The organism is Hymenobacter segetis, assembly GCF_054776495.1.
In genome coordinates this window covers 1,409,746-1,435,216 of sequence record NZ_BAAHBV010000001.1, presented here as the reverse complement: position 1 = coordinate 1,435,216, position 25,471 = coordinate 1,409,746, and the positions used below count along the sequence as shown (strand labels likewise).

Below are 25,471 nucleotides of genomic sequence, written 5' to 3'. Positions count from 1 at the left end.
GGCTCGAACATCCCCTCCTTGGTAAGGAGGGGAGTCTTGTTCTGCCGGCCTCTTCTTGTCAAATCCTGCCCTTCCCCAACGGTAAAACGGTGCCCGCCGTCGATACAATTGCGGGGTGTGGTCGGTTTGGCCCGGCTTTGGGATAGGGAGTCAGCTATGTTTGTTTCGATTTCTCCCTCGTCTATGGCCGTCCTCACGCCCCGTCGCTACCTCACGCCGCTCATTCATGTGCTGGTGTGGGGGCTGTTCGGGCTCACGTTTTTGTTGTTTCAGCCGCTCACCGGGCGGCTCACCATGCCGCCGCAGTTCTGGCTGAAGCAGGGGCTCATGTTTGCCGCCTGGATTGCCACGTTCTACTTCACGTCCAAATTCACGGTGCCGCGCCTGCTGCTGCACGGGCGCACCGAGTGGTTTATCCTGGCCCTGATAGCCACGACGGTGGTGGTGCTCAGCTTCAGCAAGTTTCTGGAATCGGTGCTCGACCTGCCGGCGCTCATGGACAAGGCCTTTCAGGCCGCCGTGGGCCGGCCCCGGCTGAATCGGGGCGGCCCGCACATCGACACCATGGGCCTGCTCACCACCATGTTTGTGCTGGGCATCAGCACGAGCATCACGGTGGTGCAGAAGTGGCAGAAGGATGCCCAGATTCGGCAGACGCTGGAGCAGCAGCGCGTCAGCTCCGAGCTGTCGGTGCTCAAGGCCCAGATTAACCCGCACTTCTTCTTTAATACGCTTAATAACATCTACGCCCTCACGCTGCTCGATGGCGAGCAGGCCCGCGTGGCCATTCACCGGCTCTCGCGCATGATGCGCTACGTACTGTACGACACCGCCGGCGGCCTTACCTTATTGAGTCAGGAAATCGCCTTCGTGCAGGACTACATCACCCTGATGCAGCTGCGGCTCGATGAGCGCGTGACCGTCACCTTCGACCGCCCCGAGCCCGTGCGCGACGTGCCCGTGGCCCCCATGCTGCTGCTGCCCTTCCTCGAAAACGCCTTTAAGCACGGCGTGGCCGCCACCCAAAGCAGCAAAATCTACATCGGCTTGAGCCAGCCCTCGCCCGATGTGCTGGAGCTGGAAGTGCGTAACACCCTGCTCGCGCTGCCCAGCACCGACCTGGCCGGTAGCAACGGCATCGGCCTGGCCAACACCCGCCGCCGCCTCGACCTCCTGTACCCCGGCCGGTTCAGCCTGCTGGTGGATGACCACACGCCCGCCAACGAATTTCGGGTGCATTTGACCTTGCACGTTACGTAGGGCCGGGGTCGTACCCGGTAGGACCTGCCCCCGCCCGGACGCTCGCGCCGTTGCAACGACGCCGCCCAACGACGGGCGGGGGCATGCCCCGCCCCTACACCACAAATTGACAAGTATGAACCCTGCTAGCCTCCCGCCCCTCAAAACCATTGCCGTTGATGACGAACCTCTGGCCCTGGGCCTGGTCGTTTCCTTCATCCAGAAAACGCCGTTTCTGGAGCTGGTGGGCAAGTTCGGCAGTGCCGTGGAGGCCCTCAAGTACCTGCACGAGCACCCCGGCACCGTCGATTTGGCCTTCCTCGATATCCAGATGCAGGAGCTCAATGGCCTGGAGCTGGCCCGCGTGCTGGGCCCTACCGGCCCGCGCGTCATCTTCACCACCGCCTTCAGCCAGTACGCCCTGGATGGCTACCGCGTCGATGCGCTGGATTACCTGGTGAAGCCCTTCAACTACGAGGAGTTTCTGCGCGCCGCCGGCAAAGCCCGCGCCTACGCCGAGCTCACCTCACAGCACGCTACTGCCCCGGTTTCCACCGGCCCCGAGGAGGAAGAATACCTCTTCCTGAAAGCCGAATACCAGCTGGTGCGCGTGGCCCTGAGTGATATACTATATGTAGAGGGCCTGAAAGACTACGTGAAAGTCCACCTCAAAAGCACGCCCCGCGCCCTGCTGTCCCTCATGAGCCTCAAGGCGATGGAGGAGAAGCTGCCCACCCGGCGCTTCATGCGCATCCACCGCTCGTTCATCGTGGCGCTCGATAAGATTGAGGCCGTGCGCCGCCTCACCGTCCAGATTGGAGCCGTCACAATCCCCGTGGGTGACCAGTACAAAGACACGTTCCTGCAATTCCTCAGCCGCTGGAGCTGAGGAGCTTGATACCTGATACTAAAAAGAACGTCATGCTGAGCGCAGTCGAAGCATGACGTTCTAATTATTGTTTCCCGTTTCCCTCGTCCTCTCTCCGCCTTCTACCACCCCCGATGCCCCCCACACTCCCTGTCTTTCTGAGCTATGTTACCATTCACCTTTTCCGGGAGCCCCGCTCCCGGCCCGGCCCCCTGTGTGCGGGAGGCTGCTCCGCAATTGGCGGTGCTCTGCCTCTCAAGTAGCCTGGGCGGGCTGGAGCTGAACAGCCTAAAGTTCGCCGGCTGGATGCAGGAGCGCGGGTGGCGCGTCACGTTTTTCGCGCCGCCCGCCACGCCGCTGGCCATGTGGGCCGAAGACTGGTTTGTGCCCCTCGAAACGCTGGCCGTGCGCCGGGGCCTAGCCATGCCCCTCATGGCCTGGGCCCTGAAAGAGCAGCTCGAACGCCTGAACATCGACGTGCTGGTGGTGACGCAGAATAAGGACCTGCCCGTGGCCACGCTCGTCAAAACCCTGCTGGGCGGCCGCCTGCGCATTATTTACCAACAGCACATGCAGCTGGGCCGCCCCAAGCGCAGCCCCGTGCATACCCTGCGCTTCGGCTTGGTGGATGCCTGGCTGACGCCGCTGCCCGGCTTGGCCCGCGAAGTGGCCCACCTCACCCGCTTCGACATGGCCAAGCTGCACCTCGTGCCGCTGGGCCTGCCGCTGGAGCAGTTTGCGCCGCCCACCCACACACCCTTCGAAGCCCGCCACGAGCTGGGCCTGCCCCAGGACGTGCGCCTGCTGGGCATTCTGGGCCGGCTGGATGCCGGCAAGGGGCAGGATTTCGTCATCAACGCCCTGCACCACCTGCGCCAGCAGTACGGCTACGATGCCCACCTCGTCATCATGGGCGAGCCCACCCGCAACGAGGGCGACGACTACCTGCGCCAGCTTCAGCGGCAGGTGGCCCGGCTGGGCCTGCAAAACCAAGTGCACTGCCGGGGCTTTCGGGCCAATCCGGCCGTGTTCTACCACGCCATCGATGTCTTTCTGATGGCCTCCGAAAACGAAACCTACGGCATGGTGACCCTCGAAGCCCTGGCCGCCGGCGTGCCCGTGGTAGGCGCGGCCACCGGCGGCACCACCGAACTGGTGGAGCACACCCAGACCGGCCTGCTCTACCTGCCTGGCGACGTGGCCGCCTGCGCCCGCGCCATCCGCCGCACCTTTGCCGAGCCCGCCGCCACCCACGAGCGGGTGGAGCGGGCCCGCCTGGCGCGCTGGCACTACTCGCACCACCGCCAGTGCGCCCTCACCGAAGACGTGATTCGGGCGGTGGCGGCCGCGCCAGTGGCCACGCCTCGGGCCGCCCGGCAGCGGCACCGGTCCGTGAATACGGCCTTTGCCCACGCCGTAGCCTGATAGCGCAGCCCCGAAAAAAGCCCTTCCGGTCGATACAGTACCGGATTTGGCCGATATCGGTGCCGGCCGGCTTCCCCGGACCGGTAGTTTCACGGCATCAATTCAACTGCTCCCCGGGCCTCCGGGGTGGTTCATTTCTTCAAGCTATGAGTTCCGTTGTCAGGCTTCGTTTTTTGAGTGGGCTGCTGCTGAAGCTGGCCGTGCCCGCCGCCGTGCTGGGCCAGCACGACTGCCCTTCGTTCAGCACCCATCAACCCGAGCTGCGTGCCCTGAGGCCTGCGCCGGTTCCAGCCGGCCCGGCCGCGCTATCCCATAAGTCCTGTCATTCCTAAGCGGCCCGGCAGGCTGCGCGTGGCCACCCACCCGGCGGGGTTATCCCCGCCGGCAGCAGCGCCCAGCCCACGCCCCCGTCCCGGAATGGCAGGCACCATTACCAACCGCCGGCAGTTGCGCCGCCGTGCGTGCAACCACCGACCCCGGCTGTTGCCCGATGCCCCAGAAAGCCCTTGCACCTGCAAGGGCTTTTTTTGTACTTATCTGGGTAGGGGGATGCTTTAACCTCCTCCGAAGACGGTGGGAGCAGGGTTGTCATCAGCCGATTTTAGGTGCCTGAAGACCTGTTTTGGAAAAAAAAAGACCGATTTGACGCTACTGAAGAGGTTATTGGCAGAATATAAAGATTTGATAACGGAATCATGCCCTGAATCTAGTCTCATACAAATATCTTTACGCTCAACGTGTCCACCCTACGATAATTCGGTAAACCCCCTAACAACCCGTTTTTTATGAGAAACCCGTTACCCTGTTTTTCTTCCGCTATCGCCCGCAGCCTCGCGCTGCTGATGATGCTAATGTTACCCCTGCTTGGATGGGGGCAGGTTACGTTAAGCACAGGTGCTAGTAGCTACACCGAAACCTTTGATAACATTGGTGCCGGACTGCCCACTGGGTTTTCTGTTGTAACAGGTGCTACATCTTCAGCATTAGGAACAGCAGCGACTTTTACTTCAACGGCTACGAATTTCAATAGCGGTACTACTGGTTACCGTAACTACGCTTCTGCTGACGGTTTAGCATCAAATTCAACTTCCGCTGCTCAAACGGCTTCACCTGACCGGGCCATAGGGTTGAGGCAAACCAGTGCATTCGGGGACCCCGGAGCCGGGTTTGTCTTTCAAATTGCCAATACAACCAATATCTCAGCTTTGTCGGCAAGCTTCAAGCTCCAGTCGCTGGATGTCACATCAGGCCGTACCACCGTTTTTACCGTGGATTATCGAGTAGGAGCAACGGGTAATTTCACCGCTGTTACCCCATCGAGCGGCAGTACCTCGGTTGTTGGCTCTACATTCTCGAATTCAACCGTTACGGTAAACTTCGGAACGGCACTCGATAACGCCACCGGACCTGTTTACATCCGCGTTGTGACACTGGCTGCGACAACTGGTAGTGGTAACCGTGCAACTACGGGCTTCGATGATTTTGTCCTGAATTATACCTACACGGCTCCCCCCGCCGATACCACGCCGCCCGTTTTCGGCACTACCCCGGCCTCGCCTTCGGCCTCAGCTATTACCACGTCAAGCTTTCTGCTGTCGTCTACTATCAATGAAGTAGGCAAAACCTATTATGTGGTCCTGGCCAGCGGTGCCACCGCGCCCACAGCTGCGCAGGTGAAAGCGGGAAAAAATGCTGCCGGCACGGCCGTTACGCTATCCGGCAACTTCGCCAACCCCACTGCCAACACCGCTGCCACTTCGACGGTAAGCGGCCTCACGGCCAGCACTGCCTATGATGTATATGTAGTGGCCGAAGACGCCGTACCCAACCTGCAAGCTGCTCCCGTGCTGGTCGCGGTGACCACGCCCGCTCCGCCACCCACCATCACCACGGGCGGCATTTTGCCCACCACCGTGCTGGCCGGCAACGATGTGACGGTTTCCTACACCACCACCGGCACCTTCGACCCGGCCAACGTGTTCACGGCCGTGCTGTCCAACTCGTCGGGCAGTTTCGCCAGCGGCACCACTTTGCTGACCACTACCGGCTCCACGGCTACCTCGCTTACGGTCACCATTCCGGGGGCTACCACGGCCAGTTCGGCCTACCTCATCCGCGTAGTGGCCAGCAACCCCGTCACCACAGGTTCGAACTCGACCAATACCCTTACCGTGACCGCGCCGCTGGTAGCGCCCAGCGTGAGCACTACGGCCGCGTCGGCCATCACGGGCACCACCGCCACCAGCGGCGGTAACGTTACCTCGGACGGCGGCGCTACCATTACGGCGCGCGGCGTGGTATATAGCACCACTCCCAACCCGCAGATTGGCGGCAGCGGCGTGACCCAGGTAGCCGATGGAGCACCCGGCACGGGCACTTTCAGCAGCAGCCTCACGAGCCTCACGCCCAGCACTACCTACTACGTGGCCGCCTACGCCACCAACAGCGTGGGCACTACCTACGCCACCGATATTACCTTCAGTACGCTGTCGCCGCCCACGGCTACCACGGCTGCTACCACCGCCATTACGCCTACCACGGCCACCAGCGGTGGCACCGTGGCCGGTACCAGCATTACGGTACGCGGGGTCGTATTCAGCCTCACGCCGACGCCCCGTCTGGGAGGCTCCGGCGTGACTACGGTAGCCGGCGCATCGGGCGCGGGTACCTACAGCAGCAGCCTGACGGGCCTCACGCCCAGCACGGCTTACTATGTGGCCGCCTACGCCACCAACAGTGCCGGCACCGGCTACGGTGCCGATGTGATGTTTACCACCCCGGCTCCAACCCTCACCGCCACCCCCGGCAGCCTGAGCGGCTTCTCTAACTACGCCGGTACGGCCTCGGCCGAGCAGTCCTATGTGCTGGCCGGCAACGGCCTCTCTGCTCCGATTACCGTCACGGCTCCTGCGGGGGTTGAAGTTTCGCTGACCACGGGCACTGGCTTCGGTAGCACCGTATCGGTGCCCGTTGCCGGCGGCACCGTGTATGTACGCGTTGCGGCTGCTACGCCGGTGGGTCCGGTTAGTGGCACCATTACCAACGTATCGGGGGCAGCTTCGCAGGATGTGACGGTGAGCGGCACGGTGCTTTCGCCGCCGCTGCTGGCTTACACCTTCCCGGCTACAAGTTCCACCTCGCCCACTACCCAGGCTACCAACGTAACGGGTAGCGTCTTTTCGCGGGCCACGGGCCTCACCAGCTCTTCTGATACCCCGGACTTCCGGTCCACGGGTTTCCCCACTTCCACGGCTTCGCCGGCTGCTGGCTCGGCTACTGGCTATTATCAGTTCACCTTCACGGCCGCAGCCGGCAACACTGCCAACCTGACTACGCTCATTGTTTCGGACCGTAGCTCCGGCACCGGCCCCACCAAGTGGGAGGTCCGCACCAGCCTCGACGGCTACACCGCTACCGTGGGTGCCGTGCAATCCGGCCCTACCACCACCTTCACTCCCCGCACCGTGAACCTGACCGGCACGGCTGCCTTGTCGACCGTGACGGGCGCGGTAAGCTTCCGTATTTATGCCTACGGCGGCTCCAACAGCGCCAGCGGCACCTTTGGCGTTGATGACGTGAACCTGTTTGGCTCGCTCACGGCCGGCACCCCGCCCGCCGCCGAGCCCACCGTGCAGCCCACTGTCACGGCTTCGGGTGCTACCACTACTACCGTGCTGCTCAACCTGAGCGGTGGTGATGGCACCAAGCGCCTCGTGGTGGTGCGGCCTACCGCCGCCGCCGCTGTAGCCCCCGTTGATGGCACTACCTACACCGCCAATACCACCTACGGCAGCTCCACGGGTACCAACCCTACCACCGGCACCAACAACTTCGTGGTGATTGCCGATGGCAGCACCACCAGCCTCACCGTAACCGGGCTGGCTTCCGGCACCGCTTACACCGTGGAAGCCTACGCTTACAACGATAACGCCACGGCCGGCCTCGAAAACTACCTGACTACTGCGCCCGGCACTGCTACCTTCACCACGCTCACGCCCCCGGCCGTCACCTACCTCTGGAACGGTACCGGCACCAGCTACAGCGCGGCTACCAGCTGGACGCCCGCGCGGGCGTTGACTGCGGCCAGCGACGTCCTGTTATTCGATGGTACGGTGACCCCCACGGCCAACGTGACCCTCGACTTCACCACCCCCGAAACTATTGCGGCCCTCAAGCTGCAGGGCGGCGTTATTGCCACGCTCAGCACCGATGCCAACCGCACCCTCAACCTGAGCGGCGCGGCCACCCCGGCCAACCTCGTAGTGGGTACTGCCGACTCGCTGCGCCTGTATAACACGGTAACCAACGTGGGCCTTAACATTCAGCTCGCTACGGGAGCCACGGCCAGCATCGACGGCGGCATCGCGGCCGATGGCTCGGCCTTCAGCGCCGGTACCACGCACAAGATTCTGGGCACCAGTGCTACTCCAAACGCCATTGTGTTTCACACGGGCAGCGCCATCACGGCTACGGCCAACTTTAACGGCAACCTGTTTGGCAGCGCCGTCGCCTATGCCGGCACGGTGCTGTTTGAAGCCGGGTCGAGTTACTTTCAGCAGGGAGGTGCTTCGCCGTTCGGCGCGGCCGGCACCAGCGCCTCGACCACGTTCCAGAGCGGCAGCTACTTCCGTTTCGTTCCCGCCATTTCGGCTACGCCTTCGTTCTCGGGCCGCACCTACGGTACGTTCGTCTATAACCCCGGCTTCACCTCGGCACCCACCATTTCGGGGGGCAACCCGCTGGTAATCCAGAACGACCTGCGGGTACTCACCGGCAATCTGCCTATCAACCTCACCGGCAGCATTTCCATCAAGGGCGATATCAAGGTGGATGGCAGTGCCGTCCTGTCCTTCCTGCCAGGCTCCGTGCCCACGGCACCCCTGCAATTGAACGGCACCGCTGTGCAAACCATCGGCGGCACCAACACCAGCACAACCGCCCTGACCCTGAGTCCCAACGTAACGCTGCAAATCAACAACGCCCAGGGCGTGCTGCTCCAGCGTCCGCTCGAAGTGCCGGGCACCTTGCAGCTCACCAGCGGCAACATCACCACTTCGGGCACCAACCTGCTCACCCTCTCCAACAACGCTACCGGTGGCAGCGCCAGCAGCTTCGTGAATGGCCCGCTGGCCCGCGTAACGGATGTGGGCGCGGCCACCACGGTATTCCCGGTGGGCAAAGGCGCGTTCTACCGCCCCATCACGCTCATCAGCACGGCCCAGGCTGGTGCTTCGACCTACACCGCCGAGCAGTTTGAGGGCAACCTCAGCCGTAATTTGTCGACGGACCCCGGCAAAGGCACCGCGCCGCTGGCCCGCGTATCGTCGAAGCGCTTCTACACCGTCACGTCGTCCAACACGGCTCCCGGCAACTTCACCGGCACCATCACCCTCAGCTTCGGGGCTGAAGACTACGTGAACGTGCCCAGCAGCACCGATTTCGTGATTGCCAAGCGCGATGCTTCCGGCCCATTCGCCAACCAGTGGACCAACCTGGGCCGCTCGGCCAATACGGGCACCGATTCCGGGGCCGGTGGCCCCTCGGTAGCTGGCACGCTCACCTCGGCTTCGTTCTCTGATTTCTCCGACTTCGCCCTCGGCGCTCAAAATGACCTGTCCAACACCAACGTGCTGGAATCCATCAACCCGCTGCCCGTCCAGCTCACCGCCTTCAGCGCCCAGCGCCAGGCCGACAAAACGGTTGCGGTGAAATGGGCCACGGCCACCGAGAAAAACAGCGCCCGCTTCGAGGTGCAGCGCAGCTTCGATGGCCGTGAATTCGCTACGGTAGCCACCGTAGCCGCTCAGGGCAACAGCATGAGCCCCACAGCCTACGCCACCCTCGACAAAGCCGCTCCCGCCGCTAAGCTCTACTACCGCCTGCGTCAGGTGGACCTGGATGGCACCACCGCCTTCTCGCTGGTGGTCACGGTAGTCGGTTCGGGCGAAATCGCCAAGGTTGAGCTCTACCCCAACCCGGCCCACAGCCGCATCAGCTTCATCACCGAGGCGGCCACGCCCTACCGCGTGCTCAACCAGTTGGGCCAGCCCCTGCTGCGCGGCACCACCGAAGCCGGCACCGCCAGCATCGGCCTCGAAATCCTGCCCACCGGCCTCTACTTCCTGGAACTGCAAACGGCCGCCGGCCGCACCGTGCAGAAGTTTGAGAAGGAGTAACCGCCGAGAGGCAATCAACAAAAAAGCCCCCGTGCAATATGCACGGGGGCTTTTTTGTTGATTTATTGCCGATGTTAAGCCTCAATGTCCGTACATCGGTAGTTGCTTATACCGAGAAACTCTCGCCGCAACCGCACTCACGCGAGGCGTTGGGGTTGTTGAACTGGAAGCCCTTGCCATTGAGGCCGTCGGAGAAATCCAGCTCGGTGCCGGCCAGATAGAGGAAGCTTTTCATGTCAACCACCACGCGCACGCCTTTGTCCTCGAACTCCTGGTCCATGGGCCGCACTTCGTTATCGAAGTCCAGCTTGTAGCTCAGACCCGAGCAACCGCCACCCGCCACCGAGGCGCGCAGGCGATAGGTGTCATCAAGGTGCGCATCCTGAATCAGGCGAGCTACTTTTTCTTTGGCTTTATCAGATACGGTAATCATGGCAGTAGGAGCGGGGCCGGTTAGGCTTAAAAGCAAACCAAATGGGGCCGCAATTTAGACACATTATAAACAAGGCGGCGAATTTCTTTGTTCGCTCGCCCATCAAATAATTTATTCCGGCCCTTACGAGCTCGGGTTCAGCACCACGCTGAACACGGTAATCGTGTTCAAATCACGACCGAAATAGAGCTTGTCCAGCGCCTCATATACGTTGTGCGCCCGGAAATAGGACGTATGCAGCTCCCGGTCGTCGCGGGCGCGCCACTGCACCGTGTAGGAGCTTTCAGTATCGCGGAAGCTCTTCACGTAGCTCAACATTTTCTCCAGACACTCCACTTGGTCGCGCCCGGTTTCATAGCGAAACAGGAAGCTCTGCTGGTGGCGCGGGTTCACCGTAATCAGGTCGAGCCGGGTCTGGCCTTCCAATTCCCGAAACTCAAACTGTAGCTGCGCGGGCTCCAGGCCCAGATATTGCCGAATCTCGCGCTCCAGCCGGGCAATGTCAAATTCGTCCACTAATTGAATAAGTAAGTGAGTGAATGGGCAAAGTGAAAATGGGCGAATGGGTAAAATGACTTTACGCCACTTCACTCATTCACCCATTCAAAATTCACTCAATGATTAGTGGTGCGACAGCTCCAAGGCGGGCAAACCGTTTTTCACGCGGTAGTCCGAGATGGCCGACTTGATAGCATCTTCAGCCAGTACCGAGCAGTGGATTTTCACGGGCGGCAAAGCCAGCTCTTCCACAATCTCCATGTTGTCGATGGCCAGGGCCTCGTCGATGGATTTGCCTTTCAGCCACTCCGTGGCCAGCGACGACGAAGCAATAGCCGAGCCGCAGCCGAACGTCTTGAATTTGGCGTCGGTGATGGTGTTGGTGGCTTCGTCCACCTCGATTTGCAGGCGCATTACGTCGCCGCACTCGGGTGCGCCCACGAGGCCGGTGCCTACGTTTTTCTTGCTTTTGTCCAGCGTGCCCACGTTGCGGGGGTTGCTGTAGTGGTCAATTACTTTATCGGAGTAAGCCATTATTGTAGTGTTGAGTTTTGAAAGTTGAGTTTTGAATGTTTCGGAACGCTGAGTTTGAAGAGTAAAATGGTGCTAGTGCACATCATTCAAAACTCAACCCTCAACATTCAAAATTTCTAGTGTTCTGCCCACTCGATTTTGCTCAAATCGACGCCTTCCTTGAACATCTCCCACAGGGGCGACATTTCGCGGAGCTTGGTCACGGCCTCTTTTACGTGGCCGATGGCATAATCGATTTGCTCGTCGGTGGTGAAGCGGCTCAGGCCGAAGCGCAGGCTGCTGTGGGCCAGGTCGTCGCTCAGGCCCAGGGCCTTGAGCACGTAGCTGGGCTCCAGCGAAGCCGAGGTGCAGGCCGAGCCGGACGATACGGCCAGGTCTTTCACGCCCATCATCAGGCCTTCGCCTTCCACGTACTTGAAGCTGATGTTCGTCACGTGCGGCAGGCGATGCTCCACCGAGCCGTTGATGTAGCTTTCTTCCAGCGTGGTGAGTTCCTTTTCGAGGCGGTCGCGCATTTTGCTCAAGCGCTCGGTGTCGGCTGCCATTTCGAGGCGAGCCAACTCGCAAGCCTTGCCCAGACCCACGATGCCGGGTACGTTGAGGGTACCCGAGCGCATGCCGCGCTCGTGGCCACCGCCGTCCATTTGGGCGGTTACTTTCACCCGGGGGTTCTTGCGGCGCACGTAGAGAGCACCCACGCCTTTCGGGCCGTACATTTTGTGGGCGGTGAAGGCCATGATATCGATGCCATCGGCCAGCACGTCAACTGGAATCTTGCCAACGGCCTGGGTGCCGTCCGTCATGAACAGGGCACCGTGGGCGTGGGCAATTTTGGCGATTTCGTGAATGGGCTGGATGGTGCCCGTCTCGTTGTTGCCGTACATGATGGTCACGAGAATCGTCTCGGGGGTCATCGCGGCTTCGAGGTCGGCGAGGCTGATGAGGCCTTTTTCATCGACGGGCAGGTAGGTTACCTTGCCGCCCAGTTTCTCGATGTGCTTGCAGGTATCGAGCACGGCTTTGTGCTCGGTGGTGGCGGTGATAATGTGGTTGCCTTTCTGGCTATACATCTCGAACACGCCCTTGATGCCCAGGTTATCCGACTCAGTAGCGCCCGAGGTGAAGATGATTTCCTTCGCGTCGCAGTTGATGAGCTTCGAAATCTGCTCGCGGGCGTAGTCCACGCCTTCTTCAGCGGCCCAGCCGAAGGGGTGGTTGCGGGAAGCCGCGTTGCCGAATACATCGGTCAGATAAGGCATCATGGCCTCCAGCACACGCGGGTCGAGCGGCGTGGTGGCGTTGTTATCGAGGTAAATGGGGAGCTTCAGCATTGCGCGCAGCGGTATAGCAAAAAGATAAACCAATGAAAGCTTGGTCGGCCTTTAGAACACGGTTCGGGGGCAATCAGTTTTCTTTGGTCCTACAAAAGTAGACACAATCTAAATAAGGAAATGCGCCGACTTACGGCAACGGCGCTAAATGCGCGGTAAAACCGTCTTTTTTGCCCGGCCAGCGGCATTCTTTCCCGAAATCCCCACCCATGATTACCAACCTCGAACACCTCGGCCTAGCCGTAAATGACTTGGAAGCTGCCACCGCGCTCTACACCAAGCTGCTCGGCGCGGCTCCCTATAAGAAAGAGCACGTGGCCAGCGAGGCCGTAGATACCGTCTTCTTTCAGGTAGGCGGCTCGAAGATTGAACTGCTGGCCGGTACTTCGCCGGATAGCGCCATCACGAAATTCCTGGCCAAAAAGCCGGAAGGCATTCACCACGTAGCTTTTGAAGTCGATGATATTCGGGCCGAGATGGCGCGGCTGAAAGGGGAGGGCTTCGTGTTATTAAATGAAGAACCCAAGCGCGGGGCCGATAACAAGCTGGTGTGCTTCGTGCATCCGAAAAGCGCGGCCGGCGTATTGGTGGAACTGTGCCAGACTATCAAGTAGCGCGGTCGTACCCGGTAGGGACTTTTAGTCCGCAAGAGAATCTGCTGATTTTTTACAATGTTTTCCACTCGCGGACTAAAAGTCCGCGCTACTACTATGAACCGTTTCCAACAAGAAGTAGAAGCTGCTGTTGATGCTTTGCTGCTCCAACAAGTGATTCTGTACCCGACTGATACCGTGTGGGGCCTGGGCTGCGATGCCGAAGCGCCGCCCGCCGTGAAGGACCTCTACAAACTGAAGGGCCGCGAGGCCGGCAAGCCCAGCATCGTGCTGGTGGCGGATTTGGCTATGATGAAGCGCTACGCCGCCGAAGTGCCAGCGGAGCTGGAGGCCATGCTGGCGGCCGATACGCGGCCAACCACCTACATCCTGCCCGCCAGCCGGGCCGTGGCGAAGGAGCTGATTGCACCAGATGGCACCGTGGGCCTGCGCGTAGTGAAGGACGAATTTTGCTTTAAAGTGGTGCGCCGGCTGGGCCACGGGCTGGTGTCGACATCAGCCAATAAGGCTGGCGAACCCACGCCGGCGGTGTATTCGGAGGTGGACCCCGCTATCGTGCGCGGGGCCGACCATGTGGTAAACTGGCGGCAGGACGATGCTACTCGCACTGCTCCTTCGCGGGTGGTGCGGCTGGGCGAGGGCGGTAAGCTGGAAGTGGTGCGGGAGTAAGGGTGGGGACACCTGTCATTGCGAGCGCAGCGCGGCAATCCGTCCTCTCATGAGCGACCAACTCTGAGTTGTGATAAAGCCCTTTTTCAAAAGCAGAAAGCCCCGACACTGTGAAGTATCGGGGCTTTCTGGTAGAAGAAAATGTCTGGGGTTGACAGGACGGATTGCCGCGTTCCGCTGCGCTCCACTCGCAATGACAGGCGGCATTATGCGTTCAGCGCCGAACTTTGCGCTCATGAACACGCCGAAACTGCCCGAATTGCCCATTTTCCATACCATCGCCGAAGCTGCGGCCGAACTCGGCCAGCCAGCCTATGTCATCGGCGGCTACGTGCGGGATTTAGCGCTGGGGCGCGAAAGCAAGGATATTGATGTAGTGACGGTGGGCGACGGCATTGCGCTGGCGCAGGCCGTGGGCAACAAGCTGAAAGGCCGGGGCCGCGTGCAGGTGTTCAAGAACTTCGGCACAGCCATGCTGCCGACTAAGGAGGCCGGCGACATTGAATTTGTGGGAGCCCGTAAGGAGAGTTACCGCGCCGAAAGCCGCAAGCCGGAAGTGCAGGCCGGGACCTTGGAAGAGGATTTGGCCCGTCGCGATTTCACCATCAATGCCCTCGGCCTCAGCCTGAACCCGGAAAATTTTGGCGAGCTGGTAGACCGCTACGAGGGCATGAAGGACCTCGCTAGCAAAACCATCCGCACGCCGTTGGGGCCGGATGTGACTTTCTCGGACGACCCGCTGCGGATGATGCGCGCCGTGCGCTTTGCCTCGCAACTGAATTTTGACATTGAGCCGGATACGTTCGATGCCATTATCCGGAATAAGGACCGGATTAAGATTGTGTCGCAGGAGCGGATTACCGTCGAGCTAAACAAGATTATCGAGTCGCCCACGCCGAGCTACGGGTTCAAGCTGCTGTTTCAGACGGGGCTATTGCAACTCATCTTCCCGAAGATGGCGCTGCTGCACGGCGTGGAAAAAGTGGGCACCCATGCCCACAAGGACAACTTCTACCACACCCTGCAGGTGCTGGACAATGTGGCCGCCGCCGGTGGCGACCTGTGGCTGCGCTGGGCTGCCGTGCTGCACGACATCGCCAAGCCCGCCACCAAGCGCTACGACCAGCGCGTGGGCTGGACCTTCCATGGCCACGAGGACAAGGGGGCGCGCTGGGTGCCCGGCATTTTCACTGATTTGAAACTGCCACTGGGCGAGGAGATGCGCATGGTGCAAAAGCTGGTGAAGCTGCACCTGCGCCCCATTGCCCTAGTGAAGGAAACGGTGACCGACTCGGCCGTGCGCCGCCTGCTGTTTGAGGCCGGTGAGGACATTGACCGGCTGATGCTGCTGTGCCGGGCCGACATCACGAGCAAGGACCACACCCGCAAGGAGCGGTATTTGCGCAATTTCGGGCAGGTGGAGGAGAAGCTGAAGGAGGTGGAGGAGAAGGACCATCTGCGCAGCTTCCGCCCCGTCATCACCGGCGAAATCATCATGGAAACCTTCGGACTGAAGCCTTCGCGCCAGGTCGGCGAGCTGAAGGAGGCCGTGATGGAAGCCATCCTCGACGGCATCATTAAAAACGAAATGGAGCCAGCCTTGGCCTTCCTGTTGCAGCAGGGGGCGGCCAAAGGACTGGCTCCGGAAGGAGGCTTCGTTCACTCACCAAACTAAGCCTGGCTTCTTTTTTTTGATTTCGGGGGATAGATGCAGTTATACGGCGAAAGGTTGCCTACAACGTTATTTGGTAACAATGAAATTCCGGCATTTACAGATGTTTGATGCTGGAGGGGCCGGTGGCGTCCATTTTCACCCGGGAGGGTTTGCCGCTGTAAGCCACTTCACTTGCGCCCACGGCGTCGCCTTCCAGGCTTCCGGTCACGTTGAGGCGGGCTTTGCACACGCCGGCGATGGAAACCTTGGTATCGATGGTTTTCAGGTTGGCTCCGGCCAGCTCGCAGGCGCCGGCGGCGTCGAGGTCGAGGTTGTCGGCCTGGCCGGTGGCGGTGGTGCGGCAGGCACCGGCCTGCTCTAGTTTCAGGGTGCCGAAGCTGCCATTCAGGCGCAGGTGGCTGGCGCCGGCCTGCTCCACGTGCAGCTCTTCCTGGCGCTCGAAGCCACCGAAATCAGCGTGCACGGCCCCGGCCAACTCTAGGTGGTCGATGCTGGGCAGCTCGATGCGGATGAGCACCTTGCTCTGGTTGTTGCCCCAGTTGCCGCCGAAAAAGCCGCGGCTGTTGCGGGGACCGATTTGCAGTTCGTTGCCGTGGAGCTCTACGCGCATTTCGCCCAGCGCCTTGTCGTTGCCGCCGGCTTCCACTTTGAAGCTGTCGCCGTGGCGCACCACCACACGGTAGCCGCCGGCCACGCTCACCCGGCTAAACCCGGATTCCTGGAAGGTGCGGCGGGCGCTGCCGTAGCTGTTCATATCGGTGTCGAAGGAGGGCGCGCCGCCGTAGTTGATGGTGGTGCCTACGTGGTTACCCTCGTCGTCGCCGCTGTCGCCGTCATCGTTGCTGTCGGCTTCGTCGTTGGTGTCGCTATCGATGTTGATGTGTGTTTGGCCATCGTTGTCGTTGTCCTCTTCATCGCGGCCGAGCTGTTCGTCGGTGCAGCCGATGCACTCCAGCTTGTTGCCGCGCAGGCGGTAGCGGTGCTGCTCGGGGTCTTCGGGGCGGCGGTTGCCCACGAAGTCGTCGTCGTTAAGGATGTCGAAGGCGAAGTCGCGGCTCATGCGGAAGGTGCGGTCGCGGGGCAGGCGGATGGTGATGCTCAGCTCCTGCTTGCGGAAGGCCGAGTTGGGCAGGAAGGAGAAATGGTCGTCGAACACCAGCGAAGAGTCGCCGCTTGGCCGCACCGTGTAGTCGATGGTGGTGAGGGCCGTGCGGCGGGCTTCGGCTTCGTTCACGCCTTTGGCGCTTAGGGTGCGCAGCACTTCCACTACTTTGCCGCTATCGGCGGCGGCAAGGTTCACATCGACGTGCTGGTCCCAGTCGCGGTCCACCCGGCGCGAGTCAAACATAATTACCGGTGTGGTCAGCTTCGAGAATTGTTCCAGCTGCTCCACTTCGGCATCATATTGGAAATTACGGTTTTGCTGAACCGCAGCCACCGTCACGCCCACCACGCTCAGCAACCAAATCCCCAGCAGCGACAAGGCCACGGTGCGCGTCATCAGCGAGCGGCGGAAGAGCAGGTTCAAACCGCTCAGCAGCAAAGCCAGGGCCGGAATGCCCATGGCCAGAAAGCCGGCCAGCAGGCCCCACGTAGGCACGCCGTGGAGCAGCACGTGGGTGAATATCATGTTCTCAGCATTGGGAAACAGGCCAATGCTCGCGCCCAATCCAATGGCCAGCGCCAGGAGCAGGCCAAACCCGGTCATCGTGAGCAGAATGCCCGCCACTACCCGAATGGCCGAGCCCACAAAATCAACGGCTGGGCGCAGCGTGCGGGCGGCATCCTCCACAAATTCACCCACGGGGCGGTTGGTCGTGGCCGGGCCGTCGGCGAAGGCGTTGTTGCGGGCACTGCTATCAAAGCTTTCCAGCGTGATGGCGTCGCCGCGCATACGGAGCTTGTCCGAGACCGTTTTGGCCTCGGGCAATACTATCCATAGTATAATGTAGAGCAGGAGGGTGAAGCCTCCGGCAAACAGGCCGGCCAGCATAATCACCCGCACCAGCGTCACATCAATGTTGAAGTAGGCGGCCAGGCCGGCCGATACCCCGGCGATTTTACCGGTGCCCGTGTCGCGGAACAAGCGGCGGCCGGCCAGCGGCCCCGAGTTCAGCAGTGCTTCGGGGTGAGCGGGGGCATCGTAGCGCTTGGGCAGCAAAATCCAGAGGATGATGTAAGCCAGCATTACCCAGCCACCAAAGTCCACTCGCGTGTTGTGGCGCATCCAGATGTTGCTGGCGGGCAAAAAGATAGTGCCGAATACGAAAGCCAGGCGAATCCAGAGCGGGTTCACGGCGAAGTACTGGGCGATGCCGGCGGCTACACCCGCAATCTTGCGGTTGGCCATGTCGCGGTACAGGCGCTTGGGCTCGTCGGTGGCGGCGGCGGCAGCGGCAGCAACTGGCTCGGTGGTGTAGGCGCTGGTGCCGGGGCGGGCGTAGCTGGCCGAGGCGGCGGCTTCGTCGGCGGTTACTTCGTCGTCCTCGTCGGCCTCGGGGGCGAAGTCGCTCACGCGGCCCATTTTGGCCGTCATGGCGTTCACATCGTCCAGGCTGATGACCTGCTGCATGGGCGAGAGGCGGGCCGAGAACAACTCAGCGATGCGGCCCTCGATGTCGGCCACAATGTCCTCGTGGCCGCGGTAGTTGGCAAAGTGGGCTTTCACCTCGGCCAGGTAGCGGCTAAGGACTTCAAAACCGTCTTCCTCGATGTGGAAGATGATGCCTTGCAGGTTGATACTGATGTTCTTTTTCATGTGAAAGAAGGCCGAACGGGCCAATTGAATGCTGGTGAGTGAAGCAGAAAAAGAAGGGGAGTTAGCGAATGTCGCCGGGCGGCCGGCTGTGGCGAATAATGCCCACCGAAGTGGCCATTTCCTCCCAAGTATCGCGCAGCTCCTCCAGGAATTTCCGGCCCTCATCGGTGAGGGTGTAGTACTTGCGGGGCGGGCCGCTGGTGCTTTCCTTCCACACATAGTCCAGGAGGGCAGCGTTTTTGAGGCGGGTCAGCAGCGGGTAGAGCGTGCCCTCCACCACTATCATGCGGGCCGAAGTCAATTCCTCCAGCATGTCGGAGGCGTAGGCTTCGCCGCGGGCGATGATTTCCAGGATGCAGAACTCAAGGATTCCCTTGCGCATCTGAACCTGGGTGTTCTCGAGTTTCATGGGCGAGTAGGTTGACTAGTGGGTGACGAACAGTACAAATGTATGGTAGGTACTTTGTAACGCAAGGTACTGGATAAATAATTCAATCAAATCAATAAAAATACTTTGTTACCTACTGATTATCAGAGATAAAATTTTTGTTAAATCTGATAGCATTTCGCTAATAGCCCAGCTTTATTCTTGGACGGCCCAGCAGGGGAGTGGCTCATATCAGGCCTGGTCAGTAGCACTACAGGCCATAAAAAGCTGGACACTGCCAAGCGGCTTGCAACAGAAATAGCCCGCATCCGGTATTCTGGCTTGAAATTCGCGGGGTCGGACGCACTATAATGGAGTAACTTGCGTTCCGTCCGCGCAAACTTTACCAGACGCCTTTCTATGCCTCAATTTTCCTCAGTTGCCCGTGGGCTAGCCCTCGTGGGGACCACCGCTGTGCTGGCCCTGCCCGCCGCCGCGCAGTCTACCAAAACGCCCAAGTACAGCAACGAATTCCTGAACATCGGCGTGGGGGCCCGTGCCCTGGGCATGGGCAAGGTGCAGGTGAGCCTGGCCTCCGATGCCACCGCCGGCTACTGGAACCCCGCCGGCCTCACCAACCAAACCCACAAGTACGACGGCGTGCTGATGCACTCCGAGCTGTTCTCGGGCGTGGTGAAAAACGACTACGCTGCCTTCTCCATGCCGCTCGATGATAAGAGTGCATTGGGCGTAAGCGTGTTGCGTCTCGGGGTTGACAACATTGCCGATACCCGCGCCCTGGTGAACGAGTACGGCTATGTCGACTACAGCAAGATTGAATATTTCTCGGTGGCCGACTACGCCCTGTTGCTCTCCTACGCCCGCAAGTTGGGCGTGGAAGGCCTGAGCGTGGGCGGCAGTGGCAAAATCATCTACCGCAACATCGGCAAGTTTGCCCACGGCTACGGCTTTGGCATTGATGCTGGCGTGCAGTACAACCGCAAAGGCTGGAACCTGGCCCTGATGGCCCGTGACATTACCACCACGTTCAATTCCTGGAATATCAACTCGGCCGAGTACGTGAAGGGGCTGAACAGCAACGTGGCCGTCAAGTCGGACTCTATTCCGAAAAACAGCACCGAAATCACGCTGCCGCGCTTCGTGCTGGGCGTGGGCCGTCGCTTTGATTTACCCAAACAATTCTCCGCCCTCGTGGCCGTCGACCTGGAGGCCACCACCGATGGCCAGCGCAACACGTTAATTTCCAGTAAAACGGTAAGCGTGGAGCCCCGCCTAGGCGTGGAGCTGGGCTACAAAAACCTGGTGTTTCTGCGCGGCGGGGCCGGCAACTTTCAGAAAATCAGCAGCGTGGTGGATAAGTCCATGCAGTGGAAGGGCCAGTACAGCCTCGGGGCCGGCGTGGCTGTGAGCGGCCTGCGCATCGACCTGGCGCTCTCGCGCCTGGCCGTGGAAAAGCTGGGCAGCGCTTCGCAGACCAACTCGCTGATTGTATCGCTGGGCTACGGCTTCAAATAGTAGTTCGAAATATTTTACTGACACTAGTAGGCTGATTGGCAGCGGACTGCGTAGATGTTGGGAAGTAATAAATAAATTTCAAAATAGAATGAATAAAAACTACAAGTATTCGACGCGGAGGTGGACAGTGCTGCTGATGTGGCTGGGGCTATGGCTGACCAGCGCCGCCGTCCAGGCCCAGTCCGGGCCGGTGGGCAATGAATGGATTGTGCCCGGCCAGACGTATTATAAAATGAAAATAGTCCGGGATGGCTTATATAAAATTGATTATCAGTACCTTACCCAGGCCGGTATAACCGGCGTGGTGCCCAATGAACTTCAAATCTGGCGGCGCGGCCGGGAAATTGCTACCTACGCGGGCGGCAACCAGGCCACGCTGGATGCCACGTCGTTTCTCGAATTCTACGCCGTGCACAACGATGGCCGGCTGGACGTTGAACTATATAAAAACCCGGCCGACCAGCCCAACCAGTATTACAGCCTCTACACCGATACGGCCAGCTATTTCCTGACCTGGCGCAGCGGCACCGCCGGCCGCCACATGCAGGCCCCGGTAGCGGCGGGCGGCACCGTGCACCCGCACTACCTGCGTGAGAAGCTGGACCAGCGAAACTCGCCCACCGCCTCCAACGGATTCATCGACTACCCGCAGAACCTCAATACGTACCTGCCCTGGCTGGAGGCCGGCGAGAACTTCTTTATGGCCTATGGCCACGACGTTGACAGAGTCTTCACCATTGATTCGGTATCGGTTAGCCCGTCGGCCACGGGGCCATTGCCGCGCATCAACGTGGTATTGTTTGGTGGGCAGGATTTCAACCTGTACTCTGGGGGGATAGGCGTGCCCCACCACACCCAGGTAACGGTGGTGCCGCCCGCCGGGGCAGGGGCCGAGCGCGTGTTGGGGGTGGTAAACTACGTTGGTTTGGTACGGGCGCAACAGACGTTCCAGCTCCAGGCCTCTGACGTGAGCAGCACCGGCACGGTCACGGTTAAGCTCAAGGAGATGGCTCCGGTTGCCGCCAACGACAATTTCTGCCTCTCGCTGTTTCGCACCACCGCTGCTCAGGCCCCAATCTGGCTGGCGAACCGCAATCGGCTGCTGTTTCAGAACGACTCGCTGCTGAGCGGCCCCGCCACGTACGAGCTGGCCAATGTGCCCGCTACGGTGGTCGGGTTTGATATCAACGATTTAAATAACGTGCAGCGGGTGGTGGGCACGCAAGGCGCTACGGCGGCGCTGAAGCGCTTCGTGTTTCCGGGCGCTACGGCGGCGGCCACGCACCGCCTCCTGCTGGCCGATGAAGCCACGCTGCCCAAGCCCCTGCCGGCCCGCCAGATACGCTTCCGGACCATCAACCCGGCGGTGCCTACGTTCGTCATCATCACGCACCCGCAGCTGATGCGGGCCGCCGGGACCGTTCCCAACGCGGCCCGTGCATATGCCAACTACCGGGCCTCGGCGGCCGGCGGGCGCTACGACACGCTCATGGTGACTTCGCAGCAACTCTACGACCAGTTTTTTTACGGCGAAAAGTCGTGGCTGGCCCTGCGGCACTTCACGCGGTGGCTGGCGGCGGCCACGCCCAATGCCACCAACCGCTACCTGCTGCTGCTGGGCAAGGGCATTGTACCCAGCGAGCCGGTCCCAGCCGGTGGTTCTTATTTCGCCCGTGGCGGGGAGTTTGGCCTTGACCTGGTGCCCACCAGCTCCCGCTCCGTATCGGACAACCTGCTGACGGCCGATTACATGAACAACAACTTCGTGGCCAAGCTGCACACGGGTCGCCTCACCGTCACCACTCCGCAGCAGATAATGAATTACCTGAACAAGGTAATCGACCAGGACCTGCAGAACCTGGAGCCGCTGGGCACCCAGCCCTGGCGCAAAAATATCCTGCACCTGATTGGGGCAAAGGATGCCAGCGAGGCAGTTGAATACAAGTCTTACATGGATGCGGCGAAGGCCCGCGTCGAGCGCCCGCTGTTTGGGGGGAGTGTGGAGACGCTGGTTCGGAATACGCCGCTGCCGGTCAACGTTGATATTTCGGCCCAGCTGAATGCCGGGGTTTCGGTGATTTCCTATTTTGGCCACGCGGCTCCCACCAGCTTCACCTTCAACTTCGGCATGCCGTCGACCATGCCGGCCTTTGCGAACTACCGCAAGTACCCGTTTTTGTTTTTGAGTGGCTGCGCCGCTAACTCCACCTTCACCCGGGTGAACACCGTGGTAGAAGACTGGCTGTTTGCCGACCGCAGGGGGGCGCTGGGCTCGCTGGCCGAATCAGGTTTCAGCTACGCCACGCCCTTACAGATGGCCCAGGATACGCTCTATCGGTTGTTGTTCAACGACCCGGCCTGGTACGGCAAGCCCATTACGGTGGTGCACGACGAGGTGGTGCGCCGCCTGCAAAGCACCTTCACGCAGGACTACGAAAAGGAGCAGCTGCTGTGCACTGGCTGGCAGGGCGACCCTACCCTGAGCCTGTACGCGCCGCCGCTGCCCGATTTCATTGCCAGCTCGGCCCGGGTTTCCATTGTGCCCGCCCCAGGCCAGACCACGGTGCGGGCCGACTCGCACGACTTTGTGCTGAACGTGGGTGTCTCCAACCCCGGCAAAATCCCTTACGAGCCCCTGGTAATTCGGGTGACGCGGAAGTTTAACACGACAACTCCTACCCGTGCCGACACGGTGTACACCTTCACCCAGCGGGCCGCCTGGAGCCCCGATACCACGTATGCCCTGCCCATGCGCAACAGTGTAGGGGCCAGCGGGGGCAGCACGTTTGTGGTGGCCCTGGACCCGAACAACCAGATTGCGGAGGTCAACGAGAATAACAATACGGCCCAAATCGACTATACCTTTTTGAGTGGGGGCGTGTCAATCCTGAACCCTACCGAGTTTGCCATTTCGGGCACCAACCGGCCCCGCCTGGTGGTGCAGTCGAACACCCTCTTGGGCGTGCAGCGCGACTACGATTTTGAAATTGACACGGTGGCCACCTTCAATGGGGCCGTGCAGCGCACCACCATCACGGCCGGCCTGCTGGCAGAGTGGACGCCCACGCTGCCGGCCCGCCTGGGCCAGCGCGACAGCCTGGTGTGGTACTGGCGCGCCCGTTTCCATACCCCGGCTACCGGCGAAAGTGGCGACTGGGCCACCTCTTCGCTGCGCGTGATTCCGAACAGCCCCGGCGGCTGGTCCCAGAGCCACTACACGCAGTTCAAGCAGGATGCCCGCACCGGCGTGGAGGTGAAAGCCCCCACCCGCCGCTGGGAATTTGCGGCCACGCGGGTGCCGCTGGTGCTGCGCACCCGGGGCGGTGGCCCCCCCCGCAGCCCGGCCAACTTTGTCTCGTTGAGCGGGGCGGGGATTTATATCCGCACGGCGGCGGGGCAGCCCTCGGTGTATGGCTGCGGCGTGCGCTCGCCCAACCTGCTGATTGCCGTGTACAGCGGGGCATCGCTGCTGCCGGTAGCCATGCCGGCGGGCTATCAGCAGTGCGGGCAGGCCCCGGACTATTTTTACTACTTCTCAGCGTCCGACCCGACTGGTACTGCTACGCTTGATACGCTCGATAACCTGAACTACAGTGCCACCCGGCAGCAGCAGCTTGATGCGTTCCTGACTGATATTCCGGCGGGCTCATACGTGGCCGTGGTATCGGCCAACCGCCTGCGCTACTCGCTGCTGCCCACGGCTCTCAAAAACCGCCTGCAAACCCTGCTGGGCTCCCAACTCATCACCCGGCTGGCCGATGGCGAGCCGCTGGCGCTGCTGGGCCAGAAGCTTACGGCCACCACCGGCCGCCTGATGCACGAAACCGGGCCGGATGCCAGCAGCACCATCGCCAAAAATATTCAGACCATTGTGCTGCGCGACACTTTGCAGCAGTCCAATCCGTCGGGCCGCATTGTTTCGACGCGCATTGGCCCCGCCAAGCAATGGACTAATCTGTACAGCACCATCCGCAACCTGACGCCGAATGGCCAGCACACGCTGAGCGTGGTGGGCATCGACTCGCTGGGCCGCGAAACCGTGGTGCTGCCCAATGTTACTACCGCAGTGCAGTCCCTGACGACGCTGGTTCCGGCCAAAACCTACCCTTACCTACGCCTGGAGCTGGCCCTGTCCGATAACGTAACCCGCATTCCGCCGCAGCTGGAGCAGTGGCTCGTAACCTCGCAGGGCGTGCCCGAAGGCGTGGTACGGCGCGACCTAGCCACTGCTGCCGACTACGACCCCGCCAAATTTGCACGCCAGGCCGCTGATTCCGCATACATTACCTTCCCGGTGAAGTTTGAGAATATTTCGGATTCGCCCTTTGCCTCGCCGCTAATCACCCGCGTAAACCTGCGCAAAACGAGCGCCAGCGGTCAGCCGATAGTGAAGTCGGTAGATGTGGTCACGAACACCATACTGCTACCGAGTCAGACGCCGCTTACCATTCCGGTTAAGTTTGACATGACGGGCCAGTTTGGGACATTCGTGGTGGAAGTGGTGGTGAACCCGCGCCTCCAGCGCGAGCAGAACTACGCCAACAACGAGCTGTCGCTGCCCCCGTTCACGGTGGTAGACCGCAACGTACCCCCGACGCTTGATGTGGCCTTCGATGGCCGCCACATCCTCAACGGCGAGCTGGTATCGGCCATGCCCGTTATCAACATCCAGCTCAACGACGAGGACAAGTTCCGCCACATCACCGACGCTTCGTTCTTCACCGTGCTGCTGCAGCGCCCCGGCCAGACGGTGCCGACGGTGATGGATGTGAACAGCAACAGCTTCCACTTCAGCGTGGACCAGACCAACGGCAGCGTGGCCAAGCTCACCTATGAGCCCGGCAAAACCGGCCCTCTGCCCGATGGCATGTACACCCTCGAAGTGCAGGGCCGCGACCCCAGCAACTCCAGCGCCGGTGCCCAGAATTTCCAGGTGAAGTTTGAAGTGGTGAACGCCTCGCAAATCTCCAACGTGTACCCGTACCCTAACCCGGTGGTGAGCAAGGCCCGCTTCGTGTTCACCCTCACGGGCCAGGAACTGCCCCGCAACATGAAAATCCAGATTGTGACCCTCACCGGCAAGGTGGTGCGCGAGATTTTCATGAATGAGCTCGGCCCGCTGCACATCGGCAACAACATTACCGACTTTGCCTGGGACGGCACCGATACCTACGGCGACCGCCTCGCCAACGGCACTTACCTCTACCGCGTGGCCCTCGATGACCCGGGCGCTCAGTTCGGCCACCGCGCCACGGGCGGCGACAAAGCCTTCAAAAACGACTGGGGCAAGCTGGTGCTCATGCGCTAGCCGACCGCAAGGAAAAACAAAAAAGGCAGCCAATCGGCTG

General features: G+C 61.0%; 16 protein-coding genes. 10 read left to right on the top strand and 6 right to left on the bottom strand.

Going from position 1 to position 25,471, the window contains the following annotated elements; translation table 11 throughout:
* Positions 1-183: 183 nt before the first annotated feature.
* The 5 genes from ACYU70_RS06100 (at position 184) to ACYU70_RS06080 (ending at position 9,708) form a co-directional block, all read left to right on the top strand.
* A complete protein-coding gene (locus tag ACYU70_RS06100; protein ID WP_342297342.1) occupies positions 184-1,260 on the top strand; it encodes a sensor histidine kinase in 1,077 nt (358 codons plus the stop codon).
* A gap of 115 nt (positions 1,261-1,375) precedes the next feature.
* Positions 1,376-2,128, top strand: a complete 753-nt coding sequence (locus tag ACYU70_RS06095) for a LytR/AlgR family response regulator transcription factor (protein ID WP_342297341.1) — start codon at positions 1,376-1,378, stop codon at positions 2,126-2,128.
* 144 nt (positions 2,129-2,272) lie between these two features.
* Positions 2,273-3,532, top strand: coding sequence for a glycosyltransferase family 4 protein (locus ACYU70_RS06090; protein ID WP_342297340.1), 1,260 nt, complete (start codon positions 2,273-2,275; stop codon positions 3,530-3,532).
* Positions 3,533-3,678: 146 nt separating this feature from the next.
* Positions 3,679-3,864 carry a hypothetical protein gene (locus ACYU70_RS06085; protein WP_342297339.1) on the top strand — a complete coding sequence of 62 codons (186 nt, stop codon included), beginning with the start codon at positions 3,679-3,681 and terminating at the stop codon, positions 3,862-3,864.
* A gap of 1,092 nt (positions 3,865-4,956) precedes the next feature.
* Positions 4,957-9,708, top strand: a complete 4,752-nt coding sequence (locus tag ACYU70_RS06080) for a T9SS type A sorting domain-containing protein (protein WP_342297338.1) — start codon at positions 4,957-4,959, stop codon at positions 9,706-9,708.
* 106 nt (positions 9,709-9,814) lie between these two features.
* Here the strand turns inward: ACYU70_RS06080 and ACYU70_RS06075 are convergent, their stop codons facing one another.
* The 4 genes from ACYU70_RS06075 to ACYU70_RS06060 form a co-directional block, all read right to left on the bottom strand.
* Positions 9,815-10,141: a HesB/IscA family protein gene (locus tag ACYU70_RS06075; RefSeq protein ID WP_342297336.1), complete on the bottom strand. Its 327-nt coding sequence runs from the start codon at positions 10,139-10,141 to the stop codon at positions 9,815-9,817.
* A 123-nt stretch (positions 10,142-10,264) separates the two neighbouring features.
* A complete protein-coding gene (locus ACYU70_RS06070) occupies positions 10,265-10,657 on the bottom strand; it encodes a hypothetical protein (protein ID WP_342297334.1) in 393 nt (130 codons plus the stop codon).
* Positions 10,658-10,762: 105 nt separating this feature from the next.
* Complete coding sequence (gene iscU / locus ACYU70_RS06065; RefSeq protein ID WP_168673962.1) at positions 10,763-11,173, bottom strand: Fe-S cluster assembly scaffold IscU; 411 nt, start codon at positions 11,171-11,173, stop codon at positions 10,763-10,765.
* A 116-nt stretch (positions 11,174-11,289) separates the two neighbouring features.
* Complete coding sequence (locus ACYU70_RS06060) at positions 11,290-12,504, bottom strand: IscS subfamily cysteine desulfurase (protein WP_342297332.1); 1,215 nt, start codon at positions 12,502-12,504, stop codon at positions 11,290-11,292.
* Between the two features lie 209 nt (positions 12,505-12,713).
* On the opposite strand from ACYU70_RS06060, the gene mce reads away from it, so the two are divergent.
* The 3 genes from mce to ACYU70_RS06045 all read left to right on the top strand — a co-directional run bounded on the left by mce (position 12,714) and on the right by ACYU70_RS06045 (position 15,462).
* Positions 12,714-13,118 carry a methylmalonyl-CoA epimerase gene (mce, locus tag ACYU70_RS06055; protein ID WP_342297330.1) on the top strand — a complete coding sequence of 135 codons (405 nt, stop codon included), beginning with the start codon at positions 12,714-12,716 and terminating at the stop codon, positions 13,116-13,118.
* Positions 13,119-13,214: 96 nt separating this feature from the next.
* Entirely contained in the window at positions 13,215-13,787 is a 573-nt protein-coding gene (locus tag ACYU70_RS06050) for an L-threonylcarbamoyladenylate synthase (protein WP_342297327.1), read from the top strand.
* A 235-nt stretch (positions 13,788-14,022) separates the two neighbouring features.
* Positions 14,023-15,462, top strand: coding sequence for a CCA tRNA nucleotidyltransferase (locus tag ACYU70_RS06045; protein ID WP_342297325.1), 1,440 nt, complete (start codon positions 14,023-14,025; stop codon positions 15,460-15,462).
* A 94-nt stretch (positions 15,463-15,556) separates the two neighbouring features.
* Here the strand turns inward: ACYU70_RS06045 and ACYU70_RS06040 are convergent, their stop codons facing one another.
* Positions 15,557-18,220 (bottom strand): PspC domain-containing protein, encoded by a 2,664-nt coding sequence (locus ACYU70_RS06040; protein WP_342297323.1) that lies wholly within the window; start codon positions 18,218-18,220, stop codon positions 15,557-15,559.
* Between the two features lie 61 nt (positions 18,221-18,281).
* Positions 18,282-18,629, bottom strand: a complete 348-nt coding sequence (locus ACYU70_RS06035) for a PadR family transcriptional regulator (RefSeq protein ID WP_305030340.1) — start codon at positions 18,627-18,629, stop codon at positions 18,282-18,284.
* Between the two features lie 378 nt (positions 18,630-19,007).
* Here ACYU70_RS06035 and ACYU70_RS06030 point away from each other — a divergent pair, with 378 nt between their 5' ends.
* Positions 19,008-20,123, top strand: a complete 1,116-nt coding sequence (locus ACYU70_RS06030; protein WP_342297321.1) for a putative type IX sorting system protein PorV2 — start codon at positions 19,008-19,010, stop codon at positions 20,121-20,123.
* A gap of 88 nt (positions 20,124-20,211) precedes the next feature.
* On the top strand, positions 20,212-25,431 hold the full coding sequence (porU2, locus tag ACYU70_RS06025; RefSeq protein ID WP_342297320.1) for a putative type IX secretion system sortase PorU2: 5,220 nt from the start codon (positions 20,212-20,214) through the stop codon (positions 25,429-25,431).
* Positions 25,432-25,471 lie beyond the last annotated feature (40 nt).